Source organism: Streptomyces sp. GSL17-111, assembly GCF_037911585.1.
GTDB lineage: Bacteria > Actinomycetota > Actinomycetes > Streptomycetales > Streptomycetaceae > Streptomyces.
In genome coordinates this window covers 5355030-5374112 of the sequence record NZ_JBAJNS010000001.1, presented here as the reverse complement: position 1 = coordinate 5374112, position 19083 = coordinate 5355030, and the positions used below count along the sequence as shown (strand labels likewise).

The window sequence follows — 19083 nt, the reverse complement described above, 5'->3', positions numbered from 1 at the left end:
CGGGCGGGCCGGTCAGAAGGCGGAGACACCGGTCAGGGCCCGGCCGATCACGAGCTTCTGGATCTGACTGGTGCCCTCGTACAGGGTCATGACGCGGGCGTCCCGCAGCAGTTTGCCGACGGGGAACTCGTCGATGAAGCCGTAGCCGCCGAAGACCTGCACCGCGTTGTTGGCCGCGCGCACGGCGGCCTCGGAGGCGTAGAGCTTGGCGACCGAGGACTCCGTCGCGAAGGGCCGCTCCCGGTCGATGAGGTCGGCGACGCGCCAGGTGAGCAGCCGGGCGGCGTCGACGTCCACGGCGATGTCGGAGATCAGCTCCTGCACGAGCTGGTGGTGGGCGATGGTCCGGCCGAACTGCTCGCGGCCGCCCGCGTAGTCGACGGCGGCGTCCAGCGCGGCCTGGGCGATGCCGACGCAGCCGGCGGCCACGGACATCCGACCCTTCGCGAGCGCGGACATGGCGACCGAGAACCCCTTGCCGACGGGCCCGAGACGGGCCGAGTCCGGCACCCGGACGCCGTCGAGGACCAGTTCGGCGGTGGCCTGGCCACGCAGCCCGAGCTTGCCGTGGATCTCCCGCCGGGTCAGCCCCGGGGCGTCGGCGGGGACCAGGAAGGCGGTGACGCCCCGGTGCCCCGGTTCGTCACCGGTGCGCGCGAAGAGGAGGACGACGTCGGCCCAGGTTCCGTTGGTGATGAACGTCTTGCCGCCGTCGACGGTCCAGTCGCCGCCCGCCGGGGCCCGCCGGGCACGGGTGGTGAGGCTGCCCGCGTCCGAGCCGGTGCCCGGCTCCGTCAGCCCGAAGCAGCCCAGCGCCTCGCCCGAGGTGAGGCCGGGCAGCCACCGGTGCTTCTGCTCCTCGCTCCCCCAGGCGGCGATGGTCTTGGCGACGAGGCCGAGGGAGACGGACAGCACCCCGCGCACGGCGGAGTCGCCACGGCCGAGTTCCTCGGTCACCAGGCAGTACGCCAGGTGGTCGCCCTCGCAGCCGCCGTACTCCTCGGGGATCGTGAGCCCCAGGAAGCCGAGGTCGCCCAGGCGGCGGACGATGCCCCGGTCGATGCTCTCCGCCCGGTCCCAGGCGGCGGCGTGCGGCGCGATCTCACGGTCCACGAAGTCCTTGGCCAGCGTGCGGACGGCGCGCTGCTCCTCGGAGAGCTCCAGATCCACGGCGGTACCTCGCTGTCTTCCGGCGGTGACGCCCTACGGCGTCGCGGCGCCGTAAATCTATCACCGATAGGTTTTGGTCGGGCGGCTCTAATATGGGCGCCATGGCCCGCCCCCGCAAGCCCCTCCTCAGCCGTGACCGGATCGTCGAGACGGCCCTGTCCCTCGTCGACGGCGAGGGACTGGACGCCGTCTCCACCCGGCGGCTCGCCGCCGAACTCGGCGTGAGCGGGCCCTCGCTCTACCACCACTTCCGCACCAAGGACGGCATCCTGGACGCCGTGGCCGACCGGGTCTGCGCCGATGTCGACCTGTCGATGTTCGAGGACGGGACCGAGTGGCGCGCCGCCCTGGACGCCTGGGCGCGCTCCTACCGGGCGGCCCTCGCGGCGCACCCGAACATCGTCCCGTTCCTCGCCCAGGGGCCCGGACGGCGGCCGAGCCAGCTGCGCATGGCCGACGCGGTGTTCGGCGCCATGACGGCGGCCGGCTGGCCGCGCGCGCACGCCACCCACATCGGGGCGCTGATGCGGTACTTCGTCGCCGGTTCGGCCCTCGGCTCCTTCGCCCGGGGCTTCGTGGACGACGCCGCCCTCTACGCCCGGGACTACCCGCACCTGGACCAGGCCCACCTGCTGGCCGAGCACCAGCAGCAGGTGGACGACGGCGCGTTCGAGACGGGACTGCGCGCCCTCCTCGACGGTCTGGCCCTGCGCTACCGCTCGGCCACCGGCCGCCGCACGACCGACACCCGGCGGCACGCGCCCCCTTGCTAGGGTGCGCCGATGCCATCGACCAAGCAGTTCCAAGTCACCTTCGACTGCGCGGAACCCGAGCGGCTCGCCCGCTTCTGGTGCGAGGTGCTGGGGTACGTCGTCCCGCCGCCGCCGACGGGGTTCGCCACGTGGGAGGAGTTCAACCGCGCCCAGGCCGCCGAGGACCGGAACGCCTCGTGCGCCTGCGTCGACCCCTCGGGCGCGGGACCGCGCCTCTACTTCCAGCGGGTGCCCGAGGGCAAGACCGCCAAGAACCGGCTGCACATCGACGTACGGGCCGGTACCGGGCTCGTCGGCGAGAAGCGCCTCGCCGCACTCGAAGCCGAGTGCGCCCGGCTGCTCCCGCTCGGTGCGGTCCGGGAACGGCTCCTGTACGACGGCCACGACGCGTGCATCGTGATGCGGGACATCGAGGGCAACGAGTTCTGCCTCGACTGACGCGGCCGACGCGGCTCACCCGGCTGACCCGACCGAACGGTGGTGGGCCCGGCGGTGGGCGCGCCCACCGCCGGGGCCCGTCAGAAGACGACGAGGGCGCGCGCGCCGCGCCCGGCCAGCATGGCGGAGAAGGCGTCGGGGACGTCGGCGAGCCCGATCCGGTCGGTCACCAGCGAGCCGAGGTCCAGCCGTCCCGCGTGAACGTGTTCGGCCAGGACCGGGACGTCCCTCGCCGGTTCGCTGTTGCCGAAGACGCAGCCCGAGAGCGTCCGGGCGAAGTGGAAGATCTCCAGCGGCGAGAAGGAGACCTGCTCCTGCTTGCCGCCGATGCCGACGACCGTCGTGCGGCCACCGCGCCGGGTGGAGGACCACGCGGCGCGGATGGTCTCCGCGCGGCCGACGCACTCGACGGCCACGTCGACCCCGTCGCCGCCGGTGAGGGAGCGGATCTCCTTGGCGGTGGCCTCGGTGGCCAGGAGGAAGTCGGTCGCCCCGGCGGCGCGGGCCAGCTCCTCCTTCCCGGGTGAGACGTCCACCGCGACGATCCGGTCCGCCCCCGCGATCCGTGCGGACTGGAGGGCCGCGAGACCGACCCCGCCCACGCCGAAGACGGCCACCGACTCCCCCGGCGCGACCCGGGCGCTGTGGTGGACGGCTCCGTACCCGGTCAGCACGGCGCAGCCGAGCAGCGCCGCGTCCGTCAGGGGCACCCCGGCGGGCAGCGGCAGGACGGCCCGCTCGGCCACGACGGTCTCCTCCGCGAAGGCGGCCGTGCTGAGCCCGGGGTAGAGGTCGCCCCCGGCGGCGTCGCGGGCGTAGGGGACGGTGGTGGCCGCGTTGGCGTGCGGGCACAGCCACGGCTCGCGCAGCTCCGCGCAGAAACGGCACCGGCCGCAGGAGGGCGCCCAGTTGAGGATCACCCGGTCCCCGGGGGCGACGGCGGTGACGCCCTCCCCCACGGCGGTCACCGTCCCGGCACCCTCGTGCCCCAGCACGGCGGGGACGGGCTGGCGCAGGGTGCCGTTGGACAGGGACAGGTCGGAATGGCACACCCCGGCCGCCGCCAGGGCGACGCGCACCCGACCCGGCCCGGGGGCGGGCAGGTCGATCTCGGCGATCTCCAGCGGGGCGCCCACGGCGGGCAGGACGACGGCACGGACCACGGCGTGCGGCTCCTTCGGTTTCTCATACGGCGGACGGGAGGGGCTGGGACGGGAGGGCGCTAGAACTGGAGGGACTTCGTCTGGAGGTACTCGGCCAGTCCGTGCCGGCCCAGCTCCCGGCCGATCCCGGAGTGCTTGTACCCGCCGAAGGGGGCCAGCGGGTTGAACCGGCCGCCGTTGATGTCGACCTGCCCGGTGTCCATGCGGCGGGCGAACGCGGCGGCCTCGGCGTCGTCCGCCGCCCAGACCGCGCCGGCCAGGCCGTAGACGGTGTCGTTGGCGACGCGGACGGCGTCCTCGACGCCGTCGTACTTCAGGATGCTCAGGACGGGCCCGAAGATCTCCTCTTGGGCGATGGTCATCTCCGGGGTGACGTCGGCGAAGACGGTGGGCCGGACGTACCAGCCGCGCGGCCGGTCCTCGGGGGCACCCGGTCCTCCGGCGACGAGTCGGGCGCCCTCGGCGATCCCCTGCTCGATGTAGCCCGTCACGCGGTCCCGCTGCGGGGCGCTGACCAGCGGCCCGAGGCGGGTCTCCTCGTCGACCGGGTCGCCGGGGACGTACCGGGCGACGGCCCGCGCGGCGAGTTCGACGGCCTCCTCGTAGTGCTCGGCGTCGACGAGCAGGCGCGTCCAGGCGCTGCACGTCTGGCCGGAGTTGGCCATGACGTTGGCGACCCCCACCTTCACGGCCTTCGCCAGGTCCGCGCCGGGGAGGACGACGTTGGCCGACTTGCCGCCCAGCTCCAGGGCGACGGGCTTGAGGGCCGCTCCGGCGGTGGCGCCGATCCGACGGCCGACGGCGGTGGAGCCGGTGAACGAGATCAGGTCCACGCCCGCGTGCTCCGCGAGCGCTTCCCCCGCCTCGGGGCCGTAGCCGGTGACGAGGTTGAACACCCCGGCCGGGAGGCCCGCCTCGTGCACGGCTTCGGCGAAGAGCTGGGCCACCAGCGGGGTGTTCTCGGCCGGCTTGAGCACGACCGTGCACCCGGCGGCGAACGCGGGCGCGGCCTTGGCGACGATCTGGTGCAGCGGGTAGTTCCAGGGCGTGATGGCCCCGACGACGCCGATCGGCTCCTGGTGGACCGTCGAGTTGCCGACGCGTTCCTCGAAGGCGTACTCGGCGGCGAGGGTGGCGTAGGACCCGGCCACGGCGGCGGGCAGGTCGGCGTGGACCGCGCGGGAGAAGGAGAGGGGTGCGCCGAGCTCGGCGGTGACGGTCGCGGCGATCTCCTCGCGGCGGGCCTTCAGCACCTCGGCGAGGACGGCGATCCGGGCGGCGCGATCGGCGGGCGGGGTGGCCGCCCAACCCGGCAGCGCGTCGCGGGCGGCGCGGACGGCCGCGTCCACGTCCTCCGCGCGGCCCGCCGGAACGCGGCCGACGACCTCCTCCGTGGCCGGGTTGCGGACCTCGATCGCGTCGCCGCCGGCCTCTCGCCAGGCGCCGCCGATGTAGTGAGCGTCATGTGCCATGAAGCCAACCTAACGCCGCTAGGTTACGCGTGTCAGCCACGCCACGGAGTGCCGTGGCTCACCCCGCGACCCTCCTGCCCGCCCCCGGAGGCCGGCAACCCGCACCGGCCGGCACCCCGCCCCGAACAGCCCCACGGGTGTTGCTTATGCCGCCGGGATTCCTATGATGTCGCATAGGAATAGGCGCGGCGGGAGTGAGAGCGACATGAGCAGCGGGGACCAGGCCCGGACGACCACCGGGCAGGCGGCCGGACCGGACGGCATCACCTACCTTTCCGGCTTCGGCAACGAGCACAGCAGCGAGGCCGTGCCCGGCGCGTTGCCCATCGGGCGCAACGCACCCCAGCGCGCCCCGCTCGGCCTCTACGCCGAGCAGCTGAGCGGCACGGCGTTCACCGAGCCCCGGGCGCACAACCGGCGCTCGTGGCTCTATCGCATCCGGCCCTCGGCCGCCCACCCCGGGTTCGTGCGGCTGGAGGGGGGCCGCACGAACCCGGCCCTGCGCACGGCGCCCTTCACCGAGGTGCCCGACCCCAACCGGCTGCGCTGGGGCGCGCCGCCCAAGGCCCCGGCCGGCACCGACTTCCTCGACGGCCTGTGGACGGTCGGCGGCAACGGCGACGTGACCCAGCGCAGCGGCATGGCCGTGCACCTGTACTCGGCGACCGCCTCCATGACGGACCGCGTCTTCAGCGACGCCGACGGCGAGCTGCTGATCGTCCCGCAGGACGGCGGCCTGCTGCTGCACACCGAGTTCGGCGTGCTGCGCGCCGAGCCGGGCCACTGCGCGCTGATCCCGCGCGGGGTGCGGTTCCGGGTGGAGCTGCTGGGCGCCCACGCGGGCGGCTACGTCTGCGAGAACTACGGGCAGCCGTTCACCCTGCCCGACCTCGGGCCGATCGGGGCGAACGGCCTCGCCAACGCGCGGGACTTCCTCGCCCCCACCGCCGCCTACGACGACGCCGACCGGCCGGTCGAGGTCGTCAACAAGTTCTGCGGGCACCTGTGGGCCGCCACGTACGACCACTCGCCGCTCGACGTCGTCGCCTGGCACGGCAACCTCGTCCCCTACGTCTACGACCTGCGCCGCTTCAACGTGATCGGCTCCATCAGCTACGACCACCCCGACCCGTCCATCTTCACGGTGCTGACCTCCCCCTCGGACACCCCGGGGCTGGCGGGCGTCGACTTCGTCGTCTTCGCCCCGCGCTGGCTGGTGGGCGAGGACACCTTCCGGCCGCCCTACTTCCACCGCAACGTGATGAGCGAGTACATGGGCCTGATCGAGGGCGCCTACGACGCGAAGGCGGAGGGCTTCGTGCCGGGCGGCGGCTCGCTGCACAACATGATGTCGGCCCACGGCCCGGACCGGGAGACGTTCGACCGCGCGAGCGCGGCCGAACTGAAGCCGCAGAAGATCGACGACGGCCTGGCGTTCATGTTCGAGACCCGGTGGCCGGTGATCGCGACGGAGCAGGCCATGGCGGCCGGACACCGGCAGCACGACTACGACGAAGTGTGGCAGGGTCTTGAGCGACACTTCCACAACTGACGCTCGGTCCTGAGCGACCGGGAGGCACGGTGACCCTCTTCGCTCCTGACTCCGTGGAGCTCAACCGCAAGCTGCCGCTGTGGTACCAGGTCTCGCAGTCGCTGCGGGCCTCGATACTCGGCCGCCCGCCGAAGGCCCCCCTGCGGCTGCCGACGGAGGAGGCGCTGGCCGAGCACTACGGCGTCAGCGTCCTCACCATGCGGCAGGCGCTCAAGGAGCTGGAGACGGAGGGGCTGATCACCCGGCACCGGCGGCGCGGCACGTTCATCGAGCCGGACGCCCGCCGGGGCCGTCCCGTGCGGCTGCTGGGCTCCGTGGACGCCATCGTGGCCCAGCAGTCCGGCGAGGACACCACGCTGCTGGGCCACGGTCCGGCCCCGGTACCGGCGGAGCTGGCGGAGTTCTTCCCCGGCCACACCGAGGCCGTCGCCTACCGGCGGCTGCGCCGCGACCGCACCAGCGGCGAGGCGACGAACTGGGCGGAGAACCTGCTGCGCCCGGACGTCGCCGCCCGCGTCGAGCCGGACGCCCTGCGCCGCATGCCGATGACGAAACTGCTGCGCGACGAGGTGGGGGTGCGGATCAGCCGCATCACGGACACGGTGGAGGCCCGGCTCGCCGACCCGGAGACGGCCCGGCTGCTGGACGTCCCGCTGCTCAGCCCGATCCTGCACTACACGGGCGTGACGTTCGACGAGGAGGGACGGGTCGTCGACGTGGCACGCATCCACTACCGCGGGGACCGCTTCTCCTTCTCCGTCACGGTGGAGAACCTCGGCGACGACACCGAGGCCTGACCGGGGCGGGGGTGGGAACGGTCAGGCGGGAGTGCCGTGCCGGGGCAGCGGTGGGTGCCGACGGGTGCCGGGGAGCGCGGCAACGCCGACGCGGGGCCGGGGCCCGCTCAGCCCCGGCCGCCGAAGAGGGTGCGGCGCAGCCGACGCAGCGGCGCGAACAGCGAGACACGCCCGCCACGGCTCGTACGGCTGCGGGCGGCGTCCTGCGTGGTCAACTCCCGCATCAGCGACATGGCCTCCTCGGCCTGGCCCTGCGGCACGGCCGGACCGCCGATGACACTCAGATGCCGGTCCAGACGCGAAGCGGTCGCGCCCGTACGGCAGTTGATCGCGGGAATCCGCGCTCTGCTGCGCACTGTTATCTGCTCCATGACACTCCCCACCCGTACGACGGCACCCGGCCCGGGCAGGCCCAAGCCTATCGCCCGCGATGGACCGGCGGGTATCCCGGTCATAGGACACACCTGCCCCGCAGGGGCGTTGGCGAAGCCTTTCACATGTCGCGGCCTCGTGTCGCACGCGCCCGGCGCCACTGCGCGCCCCGCGCACGACCCCACGCGCCGGGGGCGGGCACCGGTGCGCCCGCAGACCGCGCCCCGTCCGCCCGTCGCCGCTGACCGGGCGCCCTTGACGGGGCCTTCGGACGAGGCCAGATTGTGCAGCCTGACATCCGGCGCTTCGGGGGGCGAAGCCGTTATGTACACCACCTCGCACCACTCCTCACCGGGCGGGCCGACCCCCGCGGCCCTGCCCGGTCCGCCGGGCCGACGGCTGCGCGCCCTGCCCGCCGAACTCCCGGTCGGGCTGTCCGTCGCCGCGACGGGAGCCGTGCTCGTCCTGTTCGACGTCGGCGCACCGCTGCGGGCCCCGCTCACCTTCTTCTTCCTGCTGGCCGCGCCCGGCGCGGCGCTCGCCCTCGCCCTGCGCGTTCTGGACCCGCTGAGCCGGGCGGCGGTGGCGCTCACCGGCTCGATCGCCGTCAACCTCCTGGTCGCGCAGGGGCTGCTGGCCCTGGACGGCTGGTCGGCACGGGGCGGCGTGACCGCGATCGCCATGCTGAGCGGCGCGGGCCTGGTCGCCACCGTCCTGTCCACCCGCCCGCGTCGCGCGGCGTCCGCTCCGGCCGTTCCGCCCGCCCCGGAACCACCGCACGCGGGCTGACCACGGCCCCACCCGCCCCGGTACCCGGCGCGGAAACGACCCGGGAAACACGGGTGCGTCGTGCCGCGCCGTGCCCGATCATGGGCCGCATGCCCAACGCGCCCCAGGAGCCCAGCAGCAGCGAAGCCACCGAAGCCCACCCGGCGCCCGACCTGCCGCCGGTGGCCTCCCTCCCCGCCGCCACGCCGCCCGAGGACGGCCTGCCCATCCGCCTGACCATGGACGACGCCGACTCGCCGGCCGACGTCATCGACGCCCTGTTCCTGAGCCGGTTCGTCACCGGGGCGCAGCCCTTCGCCCGGGGCCGGTCCCTGGAACGCACCAAGCGGACCAGCACCCTGCTGCCGCCCGGCGCCCGGGTGCTGCGCGACTCGCGCGAGGGCGACCGCCGTTGCACGCTCGCCGAGGGCGACGGCTGGACCGCCCTGGTCTCCCGGTGGCCGCGCCGGGCGGACGTCACCGTCACGGCGGTGAGCCAGGAGCTGGCCGACGAGCGGCTCGGCCAGGCGCTGGAGGACGCCGCCGACGAGCCGGAGCCGCAACCGGCCGACGTCCCCATGGGGTTCTGGTACGTCTCACCCCTGCGCGGCGCGATCCGCACCACGCGGCAGATCGCGGCCGCGTCCTGGGACGAGGTGCGGGACAACTACACCGCACCGGTCGCCGACGCGCTGGGCGGCCTCATGAAGCTCACCCCGGACGACATCAGCGGTCGGCTGCTCCTCCTGCACGGCCCGCCGGGCACCGGCAAGACGTCCGCCCTGCGCACGCTGGCACGCTCCTGGCGGGAATGGTGCCAGGTGGACTGCGTCCTGGACCCGGAGCGGCTGTTCAACGACATCGGCTACCTCATGGACATCGCCATCGGGGAGGACGACGGAGAGGGCGGCACCGGCCGCTGGCGGCTGCTGCTCCTGGAGGACTGCGACGAGCTGATCCGCGGGGAGGCCAAGCACGCGGCGGGCCAGGCGCTGTCCCGGCTACTGAACCTGACGGACGGTCTGCTGGGCCAGGGCCGCAACGTGCTCGTCGGCATCACCACCAACGAGGACCTGGAACGGCTGCACCCCGCCGTCGTGCGCCCCGGCCGCTGCCTGGCCCGCGTCGAGGTGGGCCCGCTGACCCGGGCCGAGGCGGTGGGATGGCTGGGCACCGGGGAGGGCGTCGGCCCGGACGGCGCCACGCTCGCCGAGCTCTACGCCCTGCGGCGCGGCTCCGCGCCGGCCGGCGTCCCCGTCCAGACCACCCCCACCCCCGAGGGCCTGTACCTGTGAGTGCCCCGCCGGTGGCGGACGGGGGCGCTCAGTCGTAGACGGCGCGGAGGGCTTCGCGGGCGGTGGTGAGGGCCGCTTCGTGGTCCAGGCCGAGACGCCGCACGTGGCGCGCGTAGCTCTGGGCGGCCTCGGCGGCGGCCCGGGACGCGGCGTCCCCGGCCGCCGCGACGAAGGTGCCGGCCCGGCCGCGCGTCTCGATCACGCCGTCGGCCTCCAGCGTGCGGTACGCCTTGGCCACCGTGTTGGCCGCGAGGCCGAGTTCGGCGGCGAGTCCGCGCACCGTGGGCAGCCGGTGGCCGACCGGGAGCCGGCCCGAGCGGGCCTGCTCGGCGATCTGGCCGCGCAGTTGCTCGTAGGGGGCGGTGGCCGACGTCGGGTCGATGGTGAGGTGCAGCGCCAAGGGTGCTCTCCTGCGGGCTGGGGCGGACGGGCGGCGCGGGCGGGCGCCGCGTGGGTCGGCGCGCGGTCCCGCCGAAGACGATAGAGGTCCGCGCCGTCCGGCCCGATCGGGCCCCGGCGTTGTCGGGAGCGGACAGCCGGACGGGGTCCGGGAGGCGGCACCGCGCCTCCCGGACCCCGTCGGCCCTGCGTGCGTACCGGTCAGCGGCACCACGGGATGTAGTCGAGGTTCTTCACGTAGCGGGCGGTCACCCAGCCCTTGCGGTCGTAGAGCTTGTACCAACGGTTGTTGCCGTCGATGTTCTGGCCCTTGACCTTGCAGGCGATCTTGATCTTGGCGTGGTACGGGTAGGCGCCCAGCACCTTCGAGTGGGTGGTCGGCTTGCTGCGGATGTTGACGCCGCGCCAGGTGACGACCTTGCCCCAGCGGACGTGGGAAGCGGCCTCCGCCGTGTGGTCGGCGGTCTCCTCGACGGCGGCCTCGGGGGCGGCCTGCGTCGTACCGGACGTCTGCGGCTGCTCCTCGTCGGCCAGGGCGGGCGCGGCACCCAGCACCCCGAGCGCCAGGGCGCCGGCCGTCAACGCGACGGTCGTCTTCATGGACTTCAGCACGGATTCTCCTCTTGGGTCAGGTCATCGCGGGCGGCACCGGGGTACGGCACACCACCGGTCGCTCGACTCCACGTGTCGTCATGAGCATGAGCGGCCCGTTGGACGGCTCCCGGGTGCCATTCCGACAGCTCACCCGTTAGGCCCAGGAGTTCCGGGCTCCGATGGAGTAGGCGGCCGTCAGTTCCGGGCGAGGGCGAGCAGCCGGGTGGCGGTGTTCCAGTTGCGTGCCGTCGCGGTGACGCCACCGCGTTCGACGGCTCGGATCACCCGTGCGGCGAGTTTGGAGCGGCCGATGCCGTCGGGGCAGTGCAGGTAGAGGGTCCGGTCGAGGAGGCGGAAGGAGTCCGGTGTCCCGGGGGGCTCGGCACCGAGGGCGTCGAGGGCGCCCCGGACGGCCGCGTCCGGCGGTGCGGAGAGGAAGACGCAGTGCAGGGAGGCGGGGACGTCGGTGGCCTCCGGGTAGGGGTTCGCGGCGAGCTCGGCGGCCAGTTCCGGCGGCGTGCGCGTGACGACGGGGACGGGGACTCCGTAGTCGGCCTCGATGCGGGCGGTCAGCGCGGCGGCGACCTGGGCGGGGGTGGCGTCCCCGGGCGCGGACAGGACGATGTTGCCGGTGCGGAGGTGGACCCGCACGTCGGTGAAGCCCAGCGCCTCGGCGAGGTCGCGCTGCTGCGCCATGCTGATCCTGACCCCGCCGACGTTGATGCCGCGCAGCAGGGCGATGTGCCGGGTCGTCATGCCGGCAGCCTCGCACACGGCTCCTACGTTAACCGGCTTTCAGCGGTCCCTTAAGCGCACCATAAGGAACGCCCCGGGCGCCGCGAACAGGCCCGATGGCGCCGGTCGGCGTGGTTAACGTGCTTCTCGTCAGGCGGAGTTCGACGGCCCGGGCCATCCCCCGGTGGCCGCCCCCACCGGCCGTCCTCCGACCCCCCACCCCTGCCTGAACCCTCGTGAAGGAGCCCGACGATGACCGCTCGCCGCAGCCGCAAGGCCGCCGCCCTCACCGCGCTCGGGGTGGCCCCGCTCGCGCTCACCGGCCTCACCGCGACGCCCGCCCTCGCCCACGGCTCGATGTCGGACCCGGTCAGCCGCGTGGCGGCCTGCTACGCGGAGGGCCCGGAGAGCCCGGACTCGGCGGCGTGCCGGGCCGCCGTCGCGGCCAGCGGGACCCAGGCGTTCTACGACTGGAACGAGGTGAACATCGGTGACGCGGCCGGCCGTCACCGCGAGATCGTCCCGGACGGCGAGCTGTGCTCGGCGGGCCGCGAGAAGTACCGGGGGCTCGACCTGCCGCGTGCCGACTGGCCCGCCACGGAGCTGAACAGTGGTGAGCACACCTTCCGGTACACGGCGACGGCACCGCACCGGGGTTCCATCGAGCTGTACGTGACGCGCGACGGCTACGACCCGACGCAGACGCTGACCTGGGCGGACCTGGAGCCGGAGCCGTTCGCGAAGGTCACCGACCCGACGCTGAGCGACGGTGCCTACGTCTTCGCCGGGGACGTCCCCGAGAAGTCGGGACGGCACCTGATCTACAGCATCTGGCAGCGCTCGGACAGCCCGGAGGCCTTCTACACCTGCTCGGACGTGACGTTCGGGGGCGAGAGCGCCCCGGCCGGGGAGCCGGGTGGCGGGGAACCGGACGCCGAGGAACCGGGCGCCGGGGCGGAGAAGGCCACGGTGGAGACCCAGGAGCCCGCGGCCCCGACGCGGGAGCAGATCGAGGAGGGCCGCGACCGGTCGAGCGTCAGCCACGACGGACACGGCGGTGACGGTGGGGACGAACCGGATCACAGCGGCCACAGCGGTCACAGCGGCGGCGACGGCCCCGAGCCGCTGGGCGACGGCACGGAGCTGGCGGGGCAGCGGGACGAGGTGAACCTCGCCGAGACCGGCGGCGACGACACCACCCGCACCCTGGCCGTCGGCGGCGCGGCGGCGCTCGCGCTCGGCACCGGAGTCGTCGTGCTGACGCTGCACCGGCGCGCGCTGGGGCGCCACCGCGCCTGACGCGGGCGGGCCGGGTCCCCGGCCCGCCCGTCCCGACCGGCCGCCCGGCGAGCCGCACCCTCGCCGGGCGGCCCGCGTACGTCCGCGTACCGGAGGGGTGGGCCACAGTTCGCGCAACGGTCGTCCGCCGTTGGGGCGCGGTCCCGGCGGGTCTTCCTAGGGTGAGGACGCCTCCCCCCGGACGACCCGCTACTTCGAGGAGACGATCTCCATGACGGACCACTCCACCCCGGCCGGTGACGGTGTCGAGCGGCGCGGCTTCCTGCGGGGTGCGGCGGGGGCCGCGGCCGCCGGCGTCGCCTTCTCGGCGCTCTCGGCACGCACCGCGTCGGCGGCGCCCGCCAAGTTCGACTTCGACCCCGGCTACGGCCCGCTCCGCCCCGTCAGGGACGAGGCGACGGGGCTGGAACTCCTGCTGCTGCCGCGCGGCTTCGAGTACGTCTCCTACGGCTGGACGAACGACGTCATGGACGACGGGGTCCGCACGCCCGGCGCACACGACGGCATGGCGGCGTTCCGGCACGGGGACCGCGTGCACCTCGTGCGCAACCACGAGCGCGGCGGCGGCGCGGCGTTCACCTCCCCCGCCTACAACGCGCAGGCGGGCGGCGGCACCACGACCCTCGTCTTCGACCCGGACGCGGGCCGGTGGCTGGAGTCCTACGGCAGCCTGGGCGGCACGATCCGCAACTGCGCGGGCGGTCCGACGCCCTGGGGTACCTGGCTGACCTGCGAGGAGACCTTCGAGACCCGGGCCGGCAAGCGGCACGGCTACATCTTCGAGGTCCCCAGCGAGGGCAAGGGCAACCCGGAACCGTTCACCGCCATGGGCCGGTTCAACCACGAGGCCGTCGCCGTCGACCCGGCCACCGGGTACGTCTACGAGACCGAGGACCGGGGCGACGCCTGCCTGTACCGCTTCGTGCCCGCCGTGCCGGGCGACCTGGCCCGGGGCGGGCGGTTGGAGGCCCTGCGCATCGGCGGCGGCGCCTACGACACCCGCCGGGACGGGGAGCGGGGGTACGGCACGGTGTCGTGGGTGCCCGTCGACGAGGCCGACCCGGCGGAGGACACCGTGCGGCGGCAGGCGCAGAGCCGGGGCGCGGCCGTGTTCGGCAGGCTGGAGGGCGCCTGGTACGGCAACGACCGGATCTACGTGATCTCCACCAACGGCGGCCCGGCCGGGCAGGGGCAGGTCTTCGAACTCGACCCGGCCACCGACCGCTTCCGCGTGCTGTTCGCCTCGCCCGGCGCGGAGGTGCTGAACGCGCCGGACAACATGTGCGTCAGCCCGCGCGGCGGCCTGGTGCTGTGCGAGGACGGCGGCGGCACCGAGTACGTCCACGGCCTCACCACCGAGGGCGAGATCTTCCGCTTCGCCGCCAACGCGGTGGACCTGCGCGGCGGCACGGCGGGCAAGGACGTCCGGCCGGACCTCTACACCGGTTCGGAGTGGGCCGGTTCGGTGTTCGAGCCGAAGAACGGCAACTGGCTGTTCGTGAACATCCAGACTCCCGGCATCACGCTGGCGATCACCGGCCCGTGGCGCAGGGGCGCGCTCTGACCGGTCCGTCGACGCCGTCCGCCGGGTCCGTCCGCACCGGCCGCCGGGCCGGTCACGCCGCGTCGCCCAGCCGGCCCGCCGGGTGGGCGGCGGCGGCCCCGAAGCGGCGCCGGGCCCGGTCGGCGGCGGCCTCCGCGCGGCGGGCCTTCTCCGCCCGGGGGTCGAGGGAGAGCTGACGGGAGGCGAGGTCGGCCGCCGTCAGGTCCTCGGCGCGCAGCGCCAGCGCCCGCACGCGGGCCCGCTGGAGGCCGAGCGCGTCGTGCAGCGCGTAGGCCAGCGCGGTCAGCGCCGGGGTGTGGGCGGTCGGCTCGGGCAGGGCGCGGGTGCGGGTCGTCGTGGAGCGGTCGGCGTACCGGACGGTGAGGGTCAGCGCGCGGGCCACCTGGGCGTCGTCGCGCATCCGGAACCCGAGGTCGTCGGCGAGGGTGAGCAGCACCCGACGGCGGACGTCCGCGTCCACCTCGTCGCGGCCGAAGCGGTGTTCGGCCGAGGCCGAGCGGGCCGGCGCGCTGGGCACGACGCGGGTGGGGTCCTCGCCCCGGGCCCGGTCCCGCAGGCGCCGGGCGGGGGCGGCGCCCAGGATGCGCTGGAGCGTCGCGGGCGGCGCGGCGGCGACGCGTCCCACGGTGTCCAGCCCGTAGGCGCCGAGGCTCCGGGCGGTCGCGGGGCCGACACCGTGCAGGGCGGCGACCGGCTTGGGCGCCAGGAAGGCGGCGACGGCGCCCGGGTCGTCGGGTACGGTCCGCACCCGGCCGGGCGGCCCGTCGTGCGCGGCCATCCGGGCCAGCAGCGGGTTCCCGCCGACGCCCACGGTGCAGTGGACGCCGTGGTGGGCCAGGGCGCGGACCCGCACCAGCTCGGCCAGCTCCGGCGCCGTCCGCCCGAAGTACCGCAGGGCACCGCGCACGTCGGCGAGGGCGGCGTCCGGCGGGAGCGCCTGCACGACGGGGGTGATGTCGGCGAGCAGGTCGAGGAGGTGCGGGTAGGACTCCTCGGTGCGGCCCGCGCCGAAGTGGACGTAGAGCACGTCTCCCATGGCGGATCACCCCGCGCTTCCGGGGCTGGAGTGCCACAGCTTGCGGCCACCCCGCCCGGCGCTCGCGGGGCTCTCCGCGCCCCCGGGGCCGACGCTCCCGGGGCCGACGCTCTTGGGCCCGGCCTTCTTGGGCGGCTCACCGGCCGGGCGCAGGTCGGCCCAGGGGTGCATCGCGTAGCCGGTCGCCATGCGGATGCGACGGTCCGACGCGCCGTCCCCCGGTTCCTCCCCGGCCCCGGGGGGCGGTTCGGCCAGCCGGGCGGCGACGGCGTCCAGGCCCCCGGCGCGACGCAGTTCGACCAGCTCGGCCAGGTCCCAGGCGGCGGCGCCGACGACACTGAAGCTGCGCGGTCCGCGCCGCTGCACCACCCCGCGGACCAGCAGCAGCCAGGAGTGGAAGACGGTGTGGGCGCAGGCGGCGTGGCTGTCCTCGAAGAACGCCAGGTCGGTCAGGCCGGTGCCGTCGTCGAGGGTGACGAAGACGACGCGCTTGCCGGAGCGGATCGGCGGCGTCTGGGTGGCGACCTTGGCCCCGGCCACCAGCACCGTCTCACCGTGCCGGGCGGTGGCGAGCCGGCGGGCGGGGCGGACGCCGAGTTCGCCGAGGAAGGCGTGGTGGTCGGTCATGAGATGGCGGGAGGCGTCCATGCCGAGCACACCGAGCTCGGCGCCGAGCCGTTCGTCGCGGTCGAGGTCGGGCAGCCCGGCGGGCGGTGGGGCGGTGGCGTGGACCTCCCCGGCCAGGGGCAGTTGCTGGGCGCCGCTCCCCCGCCGCCCGCCGCGGTGGAGTTCGGCGAGGTGGAGGAGCAGGTCGCGGCGGTTGTCCCCGAAGGCGTCGAGGGCGCCGACCCTGGCCAGGTTCTCGGCGACGGGCCGGGGCGGCCGGGCGCGTTCGAGCAGGTCGTGCAGGGAGTGGTAGGGCTGCCCGGCGGCGATGCGCGCGGCGTCCGCCTCGCTGATGCCGCGCACCTCGCCGAGCGCCAGCCGCACACCCCAACGCCGCTCCCCCGACGGCGATTCGGACTCCAGTTCGATTCGATAGGCGACGTCCGACCGGTTCACGTCCAGCGGGAGCACGGGCACCCCGTGCCGCCGGGCGTCCGCGAGCAGCAGCCGCTTGGGGTACATGCCCGGATCGTGGGTGAGCACGCCCGCGTAGAACGCCGCCGGGTGATGGGCCTTCAGCCAGGCCGACTGGTAGGTGGGGACGGCGAACGCGACGGCGTGAGCCTTGCAGAACCCGTACGCGCCGAACGCCTCGACGACGGCCCAGGTCCGCGCGACGACCTCCGGGGCGTAGCCGCGCCGCGCCGACTCCCGTTCGAACCAGGCGCGGATGCGCGGCTGGAGCTCCGGATCGGCCAGCGCCCGCCGGGTCTCGTCGGCGAAGGACTTGCCGCAGCCCGTCATCGTGTCCACGATCCGGATGACCTGCTCGTGGAAGACGACCACGCCGCAGGTCTCGGCCAGGGCGTCCTTCAGGTCCTCGTGCGGGTACGTCGGCGCCGTCCGGCCGTGCCGTGCCTCGATGAAGGGCCGCACCATGTCGGCTGCGACGGGCCCCGGCCGGAAGAGGCTGATGTCGACCACCAGGTCGTGGAAGGTGGACGGCTGGAGACGGCCGAGCAGGTCGCGCTGGCCCGGCGACTCGATCTGGAAGCAGCCCAGCGTCTCGGCGGACCGGATCAGCCGGTACGTCCGTTCGTCGCCGGACCCGGCGACGTCGAGGGCGTCCAGGTCGACGCGGCGGCCCGTGGCGCGCTCGACCTCGGCGGCGGCGTACGCCAGCGTCGACTGCATCCGCACCCCGAGCACGTCCAGTTTGAGCAGGCCGAGCTTCTCGACGTCGTCCTTGTCGAACTGGGCCATCGCGAAGCCCTCGCCGCCGGTGGGGACCACGGGGGTGCGGGCGCGCAGGTGGGCGTCGGAGAGCAGTACTCCGCACGGGTGCATGGCCGTGCCGCGCACCAGACCGTCCAGCGCCTCGACCAGCTCCCACAGCTTCGGCCCGTACCGGTCGGCGTCCACCCCGCGCAGCTCCGGCAGCTCCGCCAGGGCGCTGCGGGCGTCCCGGGCCCGGATGTGCGGGAACGCCTTGGCGAGCCGGTCGATCTCGGCCGGGTCCAGGCCGAGGGCCGCGCCCACGTCGCGCACGGCGTGCCGGACGCGGTAGGTCTCGGGCATGGCGACGGTCGCCACCCGCCGCTCGCCGAACCGTTCGAAGATCGCCCGGTAGACCTCCAGGCGGCGCGCCGACTCCACGTCGATGTCGATGTCCGGCAGCGCCTTGCGGTGCTCGGAGAGGAACCGCTCCATCAGCAGGCCGTGCTCCACCGGGTCGGCGGCGCTGATCCCGAGCAGGTGGTTGACGAGCGACCCCGCGCCCGACCCCCGGGCCGCCACCCGGATGCCCAGGGCCCGCACGTCGTCCACGACCTGCGCGACGGTGAGGAAGTAAGTGGCGAAGCCGTGGTTCTCGATGATCCGCAGCTCCTGCTCCAGCCGGTCCCAGCGGCGGCGGTCCCGGTCGTAGCGGCGGACCGCCATCCGCGCGGTGCAGCGCGAGCGCAGCACCCGGTCGGCGGTCCGGGCCCCGGCGCCCACCAGATACGGCTCGGGGAAGTGGGCGCTGCCGATCCCCAGGTCGTCGCCGGAGTCGACGCGGCACTGCGCGGCGCTCTCCTCCGTACGGGCCAGCAGCCGGTGTGCCAGGTCCCGGCGGAACCCGGCGGCCTCGGCGATCTCCTCCGCCACCCGGGCCATCTCGCGCGGCCCCTTGAGCCAGCGCTCGCCGCCGTCCAGGCCGCGCGCGGGGTCGACGGGGACGAGGGTGCGGGCGGCGTCCAGCACGTCGGCGACGGGGCCGAGGCCGGGGTCGGCGTACCGGACGGCGTTCGTCAGCACGGGGGCGACGCCCTGCTCGGCGGCGAGCCCCAGCATGCGGGCGGCCTCCCGGCGCGGCGCGGAGCCGACCACTTCCAGGCGCAGGGCGTCCCCGAAGACCTCCCGCCACGGCACGAGCAGCCGGGCCGCACGGTCGGGCCGTCCGGCGGCCAGCGCGCGTCCGACGTCCGAACCGGGGCCCAGCAGGGCCGTCACCCCGGAGGCCGGGACGTCGGCCCAGTCCAGCACCGGACGCCGGCCCGCACCGGCGTGGGCGCCGGCGGTGGTGCCCCGGTGGGCGGCGCTCACCAGCCGGCACAGCTCGGCCCAGCCGGCCGCGCCGTCCCGGGCCAGGAACACCACGCGCTGGGCCGGCTCGTCCACGAAGGCCCCGCCGCGCACGGGGGTCCGCCGTCGCGGCGCTCCGGGTGCCGCCCCCGGCTCCTCGGCCCCGGGGTGTTCGGCGACGGCGAGCTCGACCCCGTACACCGCGCGGACGCCGGCCTTCTCGCAGGCTCCGGCGAACCGCACGGCACCGGCCAGGGTGTCCCGGTCGGTCAGCGCGAGGGCGTCCATGCCCCGCTCGGCGGCCCGCTCGGCCAGCCGCTCGGGGTGGGAGGCGCCGTACCGGACGGAGAAGCCGGACACGGTGTGCAGATGCGTAAAACCAGACATCCGCGTCTCCTCGCCACACCAGCCACCCCCTGCCTACGACTCTCGCCGGCCTCCTTCTCCCACCTTAAACCCTGTTCGAATACTCGTTCGAATCGGCG

17 protein-coding genes are annotated in these 19083 nt (G+C 74.9%); 8 read left to right on the top strand and 9 right to left on the bottom strand.

Features of this window, described 5'->3' with window-relative positions; genetic code table 11:
• Nucleotides 1–12 precede the first annotated feature (12 nt).
• Nucleotides 13–1170 carry an acyl-CoA dehydrogenase family protein gene (locus V6D49_RS23800; protein WP_340562770.1) on the bottom strand — a complete coding sequence of 386 codons (1158 nt, stop codon included), beginning with the start codon at nt 1168–1170 and terminating at the stop codon, nt 13–15.
• A 92-nt stretch (nt 1171–1262) separates the two neighbouring features.
• On the opposite strand from V6D49_RS23800, the gene V6D49_RS23795 reads away from it, so the two are divergent.
• Together V6D49_RS23795 and V6D49_RS23790 are read left to right on the top strand one after the other, a co-directional pair.
• Nucleotides 1263–1943 (top strand): TetR/AcrR family transcriptional regulator, encoded by a 681-nt coding sequence (locus V6D49_RS23795; protein ID WP_340562767.1) that lies wholly within the window; start codon nt 1263–1265, stop codon nt 1941–1943.
• Between the two features lie 9 nt (nt 1944–1952).
• Entirely contained in the window at nt 1953–2381 is a 429-nt protein-coding gene (locus tag V6D49_RS23790; protein WP_340562764.1) for a VOC family protein, read from the top strand.
• Between the two features lie 80 nt (nt 2382–2461).
• Here V6D49_RS23790 and V6D49_RS23785 read toward each other — a convergent pair whose 3' ends face one another.
• Complete coding sequence (locus V6D49_RS23785; RefSeq protein ID WP_340562761.1) at nt 2462–3544, bottom strand: zinc-binding dehydrogenase; 1083 nt, start codon at nt 3542–3544, stop codon at nt 2462–2464.
• A gap of 59 nt (nt 3545–3603) precedes the next feature.
• Nucleotides 3604–5016, bottom strand: coding sequence for an aldehyde dehydrogenase family protein (locus V6D49_RS23780; protein ID WP_340562759.1), 1413 nt, complete (start codon nt 5014–5016; stop codon nt 3604–3606).
• Nucleotides 5017–5221: 205 nt separating this feature from the next.
• On the opposite strand from V6D49_RS23780, the gene hmgA reads away from it, so the two are divergent.
• Both hmgA and V6D49_RS23770 read left to right on the top strand, forming a co-directional pair.
• On the top strand, nt 5222–6568 hold the full coding sequence (gene hmgA / locus V6D49_RS23775; protein WP_340562758.1) for a homogentisate 1,2-dioxygenase: 1347 nt from the start codon (nt 5222–5224) through the stop codon (nt 6566–6568).
• Between the two features lie 29 nt (nt 6569–6597).
• Nucleotides 6598–7365 carry a GntR family transcriptional regulator gene (locus V6D49_RS23770; protein ID WP_340562756.1) on the top strand — a complete coding sequence of 256 codons (768 nt, stop codon included), beginning with the start codon at nt 6598–6600 and terminating at the stop codon, nt 7363–7365.
• A gap of 107 nt (nt 7366–7472) precedes the next feature.
• Here the strand turns inward: V6D49_RS23770 and V6D49_RS23765 are convergent, their stop codons facing one another.
• Nucleotides 7473–7736, bottom strand: coding sequence for a hypothetical protein (locus V6D49_RS23765; RefSeq protein WP_340562753.1), 264 nt, complete (start codon nt 7734–7736; stop codon nt 7473–7475).
• Between the two features lie 325 nt (nt 7737–8061).
• On the opposite strand from V6D49_RS23765, the gene V6D49_RS23760 reads away from it, so the two are divergent.
• Together V6D49_RS23760 and V6D49_RS23755 are read left to right on the top strand one after the other, a co-directional pair.
• Nucleotides 8062–8526, top strand: coding sequence for a hypothetical protein (locus V6D49_RS23760; protein ID WP_340562750.1), 465 nt, complete (start codon nt 8062–8064; stop codon nt 8524–8526).
• Between the two features lie 218 nt (nt 8527–8744).
• A complete protein-coding gene (locus V6D49_RS23755) occupies nt 8745–9800 on the top strand; it encodes a DUF5925 domain-containing protein (RefSeq protein ID WP_445330660.1) in 1056 nt (351 codons plus the stop codon).
• Between the two features lie 28 nt (nt 9801–9828).
• On the opposite strand, the gene V6D49_RS23750 is transcribed toward V6D49_RS23755, so the two are convergent.
• The 3 genes from V6D49_RS23750 to V6D49_RS23740 form a co-directional block, all read right to left on the bottom strand.
• The gene (locus V6D49_RS23750) at nt 9829–10200 is read right to left on the bottom strand and encodes a GntR family transcriptional regulator (RefSeq protein WP_340562747.1); all 372 of its coding nucleotides are present in this window, start codon (nt 10198–10200) and stop codon (nt 9829–9831) included.
• Nucleotides 10201–10400: 200 nt separating this feature from the next.
• Nucleotides 10401–10811, bottom strand: a complete 411-nt coding sequence (locus V6D49_RS23745; protein ID WP_191208806.1) for an SH3 domain-containing protein — start codon at nt 10809–10811, stop codon at nt 10401–10403.
• A 177-nt stretch (nt 10812–10988) separates the two neighbouring features.
• Nucleotides 10989–11567, bottom strand: coding sequence for a DUF1697 domain-containing protein (locus V6D49_RS23740; protein WP_340562746.1), 579 nt, complete (start codon nt 11565–11567; stop codon nt 10989–10991).
• A 213-nt stretch (nt 11568–11780) separates the two neighbouring features.
• Between V6D49_RS23740 and V6D49_RS23735 the strand changes: the two genes are divergently transcribed.
• Together V6D49_RS23735 and V6D49_RS23730 are read left to right on the top strand one after the other, a co-directional pair.
• Complete coding sequence (locus V6D49_RS23735) at nt 11781–12827, top strand: lytic polysaccharide monooxygenase auxiliary activity family 9 protein (RefSeq protein ID WP_340562744.1); 1047 nt, start codon at nt 11781–11783, stop codon at nt 12825–12827.
• A 211-nt stretch (nt 12828–13038) separates the two neighbouring features.
• A complete protein-coding gene (locus tag V6D49_RS23730; protein WP_340562742.1) occupies nt 13039–14391 on the top strand; it encodes a PhoX family protein in 1353 nt (450 codons plus the stop codon).
• 52 nt (nt 14392–14443) lie between these two features.
• Here the strand turns inward: V6D49_RS23730 and V6D49_RS23725 are convergent, their stop codons facing one another.
• Both V6D49_RS23725 and V6D49_RS23720 read right to left on the bottom strand, forming a co-directional pair.
• Complete coding sequence (locus tag V6D49_RS23725) at nt 14444–15427, bottom strand: DNA polymerase Y family protein (protein ID WP_340562740.1); 984 nt, start codon at nt 15425–15427, stop codon at nt 14444–14446.
• A 6-nt stretch (nt 15428–15433) separates the two neighbouring features.
• Entirely contained in the window at nt 15434–18985 is a 3552-nt protein-coding gene (locus V6D49_RS23720) for a DNA polymerase III subunit alpha (RefSeq protein ID WP_340562738.1), read from the bottom strand.
• Nucleotides 18986–19083: the final 98 nt, after the last annotated feature.